Source organism: Microvirga sp. P5_D2 (assembly GCF_054049475.1).
In genome coordinates, this window is the sequence record NZ_JBFUMH010000246.1 from 1 (window position 1) to 5,400 (window position 5,400).

At 61.0% G+C, this 5,400-nt stretch carries 4 protein-coding genes and 1 pseudogene; 1 reads left to right on the forward strand and 4 read right to left on the reverse strand.

Annotated elements, in window-relative coordinates:
- Positions 1-2,044: transglycosylase domain-containing protein (locus tag ACXJKO_RS29460; RefSeq protein ID WP_457094578.1), on the reverse strand; the 2,044-nt coding region annotated here is incomplete at its 3' end.
- Between the two features lie 213 nt (positions 2,045-2,257).
- Here ACXJKO_RS29460 and ACXJKO_RS29465 point away from each other — a divergent pair.
- Positions 2,258-2,752, forward strand: coding sequence for a YcgN family cysteine cluster protein (locus ACXJKO_RS29465; RefSeq protein ID WP_457094579.1), 495 nt, complete (start codon positions 2,258-2,260; stop codon positions 2,750-2,752).
- A 9-nt stretch (positions 2,753-2,761) separates the two neighbouring features.
- Here the strand turns inward: ACXJKO_RS29465 and ACXJKO_RS29470 are convergent, their stop codons facing one another.
- From ACXJKO_RS29470 to ACXJKO_RS29480, 3 genes and pseudogenes are all read right to left on the reverse strand, one after another.
- Positions 2,762-3,817 (reverse strand): AI-2E family transporter, encoded by a 1,056-nt coding sequence (locus ACXJKO_RS29470; RefSeq protein WP_457094580.1) that lies wholly within the window; start codon positions 3,815-3,817, stop codon positions 2,762-2,764.
- Positions 3,818-4,228: 411 nt separating this feature from the next.
- Positions 4,229-4,825, reverse strand: coding sequence for a DUF2939 domain-containing protein (locus ACXJKO_RS29475; RefSeq protein ID WP_457094581.1), 597 nt, complete (start codon positions 4,823-4,825; stop codon positions 4,229-4,231).
- Between the two features lie 156 nt (positions 4,826-4,981).
- Positions 4,982-5,400: pseudogene (locus ACXJKO_RS29480) on the reverse strand (ABC transporter substrate-binding protein); the annotation flags it as partial.

Consider the following 5,400-nt stretch of genomic DNA (forward strand, 5'->3'; position numbering starts at 1 on the left):
TCGGTCCCTGAGCCTGATCGGCCGCCGGCTTGCCTGCGGAGGCGACACGGTCGAAGGGGGCTGAATCGACGCCGGGGATCGGCCGAATTTCAAGATTCTGGTGCGCGGCGACCATGACGTCATGCCAGGTTTGCGCGGGCAGGGTGCCGCCGGTCATGTTGTTCATGGGCTTCGAATCGTCGTTGCCGTACCACACGCTGGCGACGAGATTGCCGGTATAACCCACGAACCAGGCGTCCTTGTAGCCGTTGGTGGTGCCAGTCTTGCCCGCGACGGGAATGCCCTCAAGGGCGGCGCGCTTACCTGTGCCTTCCATGACCACCTTGTTCAACATGAAGTTCATGTCGGTGACGACGCGGGATTCCAGCACCTGCTTCGGCGGCGTGTCACGGTCATGCCGATAGATCACGTCGCCTGCGGAGTTGCGCACTTCCCAGGCGGCGTAGGGATCGGCCCGCTTGCCGCCATTGGGGAAGACCGCATAGGAGGCCGCCATGTCGATCACGGACACCTCGGCGGCGCCGATGGGGAGCGAACTCGAATCCGTCAGCGGATGGGTGAGGCCCATGCGCTTGGCGGTATCGACAATGATCGCGCGCCCGGCCTTGGCGTTACCCTTGCCGATTTCCAGCGACATGATTACGGGGATTGAGTTGATCGAGCGCGCCAGTGCGGAGACGAGCGGCATGGAGCCCGAGAAGGAGCGGCCATAGTTCTGCGGGCACCAATTGCCGAGACAAACGGGCCGGTCCACCACGATGGAAGTGGGCTTCAGTTTGGGATTCGTGGTTAGCGCGGCGGCGTAGACGAAGGGCTTGAACGAGGAGCCCGGCTGACGCAGGCCGCCCGTGGCGCGGTTGAACTGGCTCTGGCCGTAATCCCGGCCGCCGACGATGGTGCGCACGGCGCCGTCCACGTCCATCACCACGATCGCACCTTGGCCGGCCTTATACTGGCGGCCGTGCTGGCGCAGCATGTCTTCCAGCGTCTGATCTGCGTGGCGCTGGAGAGTGGTGTCGAGGGGCGTCTTGACGGTAAGGACGCGCTCGTTGCCGAATTTCTTGTCGGCGGCGAGGGTCTTCACCTGATCGTAGGCCCAGTCGAGATAGAAGTCGGGCGTCGTCTCGCGGGTCCGGTTGATCGGGGTCGCCGGGTTGCGGCGGGCGGTCTGGATCTGGCCCTCGGTGGAGAAGCCCGCCTCGACCATGTTGCGCAGAACCTCGTTGGCGCGGGCGCGAGCGGCGGGCAGGTTCACGTGGGGCGCATACTTGGTGGGCGCCTTGAACAGGCCTGCGAGCATGGCGGATTCCGCGAGCGTCAGGTCCTTGGCTGGCTTGCCGAAATAATAGTCCGAGGCCGCCACGACGCCGTGGGCGCCGCCGCCCATATAAGCGCGGTCGAGATAAAGCTTGAGGATCTCGTCCTTGGTCAGGTGGAATTCGAGCCAGATCGCCAGGAATGCTTCCTTGATCTTACGCTCCAGGGAGCGCTCGTTCGTGAGGAACAGGTTCTTGGCCAATTGCTGGGTGATTGAGGAGCCGCCCTGCACGACGCCGCCGCCCTGGGCATTGACCAGAAGAGCGCGGAAGGTGCCGATGGGGTCGATGCCCCAGTGATCGTAGAAACGGCGGTCTTCCGTCGCCAGCGCGGCCTTTATCATGTAATCTGGAAAATCCTCGAGCTTGTAGGAATCATCCAGATGAAGGCCGCGCCGTCCGACTTCCTGGCCGTAACGGTCGAGGAAGGTGACGGCGAGATCCTGGGTTTTGAGCCAATCGTCCTCAGTCTCCCGGAAGGCGGGCAAGGCGAGGGCGAGCATGATGACGGCACCGACCGTGCCAAGCGTAGTGGCTTCGCTGGTCAGGTCGAGGATGACCCGCAGGGGCCCGCGAAACCGCAGGCACTTCATCTTCTCCGAATAGGACCCATAGGCCGAGGCCAGTCCGCGCCCGCATTGGAACAGGAACGAGTTCAGCCATGCGTCGAACCAGAGTGCGGCACGCTTGATCCGTGTCGGGAGAGGGGTAGATGGATGCTGGCGCACGATGGTCCCTTGGGGCAGTCAGAAGGCCTGATATGCCTTGTTTATGATCGTTGGTTTCCCTAGCGGCAACAATACAACGCGGCCACAGTTATTATCAACAACTCACAAACAGGTTCCTTGGTTCATATAGAGCCGTGGGTAACCTCGAAAAGGTTTGCAGGATGTGCGACATAGCACCTTCAATCCGCCTCAAAAGGAGCTCAGAGAGCCCGCATGTCCCATGCATCGACGATCATCGGCTTCGAGCCGGAGGAGCAGCCCTTCTGGCGCGCCAAAACCCTTGAGGCCATGAGCCTTCAGGAGTGGGAGAGCCTGTGCGACGGCTGCGGGCGCTGCTGCCTCGTCAAACTCGAGGATGAGGACACCAGCGAGGTGCTCTACACCGATGTGGGCTGCACGCTCCTCGATGATCAGACTTGCCGCTGCCGCGACTACCCCAACCGTCAGGCCAAGGTGCCGGATTGCGTGCGCTTGACGCCCGATGCCGTGCGCAGCATATCCTGGCTGCCCGATACCTGCGCCTACCGCCTCGTCGCGGAAGGAAGCGACCTCTATTGGTGGCACCCGCTGGTTTCCGGCGATCCCGACACGGTTCACGCGGCGGGTATATCCGTCCGCGACCGGGTGGCCGGACCGGAGGAGGAGTTCAGCATCAACGACCTTCTTGAACGCCTCGTGGAATGGCCGATGCGGAACGTAGAGCCCTGACCGAGGAGGTCACGCCTTGGCCTTGTCTTGCGTTGCTTCCTCGGCCTCCTTCTCGCCCGGTACCGAGGTTTCCTCGCCCAACGTCTCTCGGACATAGAGCTTCTTCACCAGCACATAGGTCACGACGGCGAGCGGGAATCCGAACACAAGGCCCAGTGGGCCGAACAGGATGCTCGCGACGAGAATCGCGAACAGGGCCAGCGCGGGCGGAATGCTGACGACGCTGCGCGCCACCAGCGGGAAAATCACGTTGCCTTCCAACTGCTGAATGATGATTACGGCGACGATGGTCCAAAGCGCCGTTTCCCCGCTGATGCTGAAGGCGAAGAGAACGGCCGGCAGAGCGCCGAGGATCGGCCCGAGGAAGGGAATGAAATCGGCCAGGCCCGCGATCAGGCCGAGCGCGTAAGGGGAGGGCAGGCCGATGAGCCAGAAGGCCAGGGTGGACAGCACGGCCACGCAGGACATGGCGATGAGCTGCGAAACGAGCCAGAGCCTGAGCGCCTGTCCCGAAGCATCGAGCGAGCTTTCCACTCGCTCGTGATGGCGGATAGGGAAAAGCTTGACGAGGCCCTGTTTGTAGAGACGCGGCGAGGCCGCGATGTAGATGCCCGCGATCACGACGAGGAAAAAGTCGGCGAGGCCGCTCATGACAGCGCCGCCGATACCGGCGATGCGCGAAGCCAGACCGCCGGATGGAAGGTTGTCGAGCATCTCGTTGATGTCGTCGGACACCGTGCCGAAGCCCAGGTTTTTCGTGAAGTTGTCGATCACGGAAGGCAACCGCTCAACCACATTCGAGAACTGGGACCGCATCTGCGTTCCGAACAACGCGATCAGGCCAACGAATAGAACGAAGATGATGAGCGTCGCGACCGTCAGACTCCACCGTTCCGGCACCCGAGCGTAGCGAGCCAGCAGCTCGGCTAGGGCATGAAGGATAAGGGCTACGAGAATAGCGCCAAAGGCCAGCAGGAGAACGTCCGCGAGCTTCCAGAGTAGAAGCACGAACACGACGAGTCCGAGTACGATAAGCGTTTTACGAACGAACTCAGCATCTCCCATGATCCCCCGGAAAGACGCACGGCCACCATCAATCATCCCATACCCCCATTGTCAGCGAGACAATCGAAACGGCGAAGCTATGTTCCCTCGTGCTTGACGTGATATCGTTAAACTTGGCCGTTCTACTTAACTCATCAGTGCTGCAGGGGTACTCGGAAGAACAAGGAACGTAAAACGCCGTTGGCAGTTATCGTGGCAGAGGAGGGTTATGTAATGACCACCAACGTCATCTGCTTTCTTCTAGGCACGGTGTTCCCCCTGGCCACCGTTGGCTGGATGATTGCTCAGTAATGTTCAGTATTCGCGTAACGAGCACTTGTTTGCGTAAAGTCGTGTGGCAAAGGCTTGCGTCGAGCTCATAAAAAACCCGCCAACGTGAGTGGMGGGTTTTTTATGAGCTTATTGTGAAATCTAACGCGATGCGATGGAGGCCCGCTTCGCCAGTTCATCGCGCAGGTGAACCGGCAGCTCGATGCCGCTCATGCGCCATGTGGTATTGCGAAGCCGCATGACGACGCGGAACTGCTTGTCCTTGGACACATTCGCGGGCAGCGGAATCGTGACCACGCGGAAGCCTTGGCTCTCGGAGGCGAGGAAGGTCTGCCAAGCCTGTTTGAGTGAACCGATATCCGCACGCAAATCCATGCGCAGGGGAGGCACGGTCGCACCGGAGCCGAGGGTGGCCTGGTGCGGCCAGCCGTCTTCGAGAAGGTCCACGAGCGCCTGCGGCGAAACAAGCTCCTCGATCACCGGATTAAGCATGGCCGCGCCCGCCTGCGTGGCGAAATCCTGCTCGACCTCGTCGAGATCCTCATTCTTCATGTACTCGCGCAGAATTTGCCGCGAGAGCGAGGTCCGGAGGGCATTGAAGTTCACCCGTTCCGTGATGCGGTCAAGGTCCTTGGCTTCGACGGCCTTGCCGAGATCGTAAAGGGCGACGAACGGCGAGACCATGAAGATGGCCCATGCCAGAAAAAGCAGAAACGAGATTCGAAGCGTCCAGCGCATGGGGCGACAATCCTTCGATAGACAAGCCTCCGCCCAGGCTTAACTGGGACATGATCCTGAACGAGGCTGCCGGGGAGGCACATATCTGGGGATCGTTGTCACAACAAAAAAGGGCGACCTTTTGGCCGCCCTTTCTCAAGTTCGTGATGGACCCGATCAGCCGCGGGCGCGGGCGCGGATCATGAAGGTATCGAAGGCATACTCGGCCACTTGGAACCACAGGTATTCTTCGTTCCGGAAGGCGCGGATGGAGTCGATGACCTTCTTGAAGTCGGCGTTCTTGGCCGAAACCTCGTCATAGACCTCGTTGGTCGCCTTGTAGGCCGCTTCCATGATCTCCTGCGAATACGGGCGCAGCTGCGTGCCGGCGCCGAGCAGGCGGCGAAGCGCGGCCGGGTTGCGGGCATCGTATTTGGCCAGCATGTCGTTGTTGGCATAGCCGGCAGCAGCAGACAGGATCGCCTGATACGATTTCGGCAGTTCCTTCCACTTCGCATTGTTGATGAAGAGGTGGATGGTGGGGCCGCCTTCCCAGAAGCCGGGATAGTAGTAATACGGGGCGACCTTCGAGAAGC

Bases quoted from the DNA above. Each gene is read 5' to 3' on its own strand.
- ACXJKO_RS29465 (WP_457094579.1), top strand. From the start codon at position 2,258: ATGTCCCATGCATCGACGATCATCGGCTTCGAGCCGGAGGAGCAGCCC.
- ACXJKO_RS29470 (WP_457094580.1), bottom strand. From the start codon at position 3,817: ATGGGAGATGCTGAGTTCGTTCGTAAAACGCTTATCGTACTCGGACTC.
- ACXJKO_RS29475 (WP_457094581.1), bottom strand. From the start codon at position 4,825: ATGCGCTGGACGCTTCGAATCTCGTTTCTGCTTTTTCTGGCATGGGCC.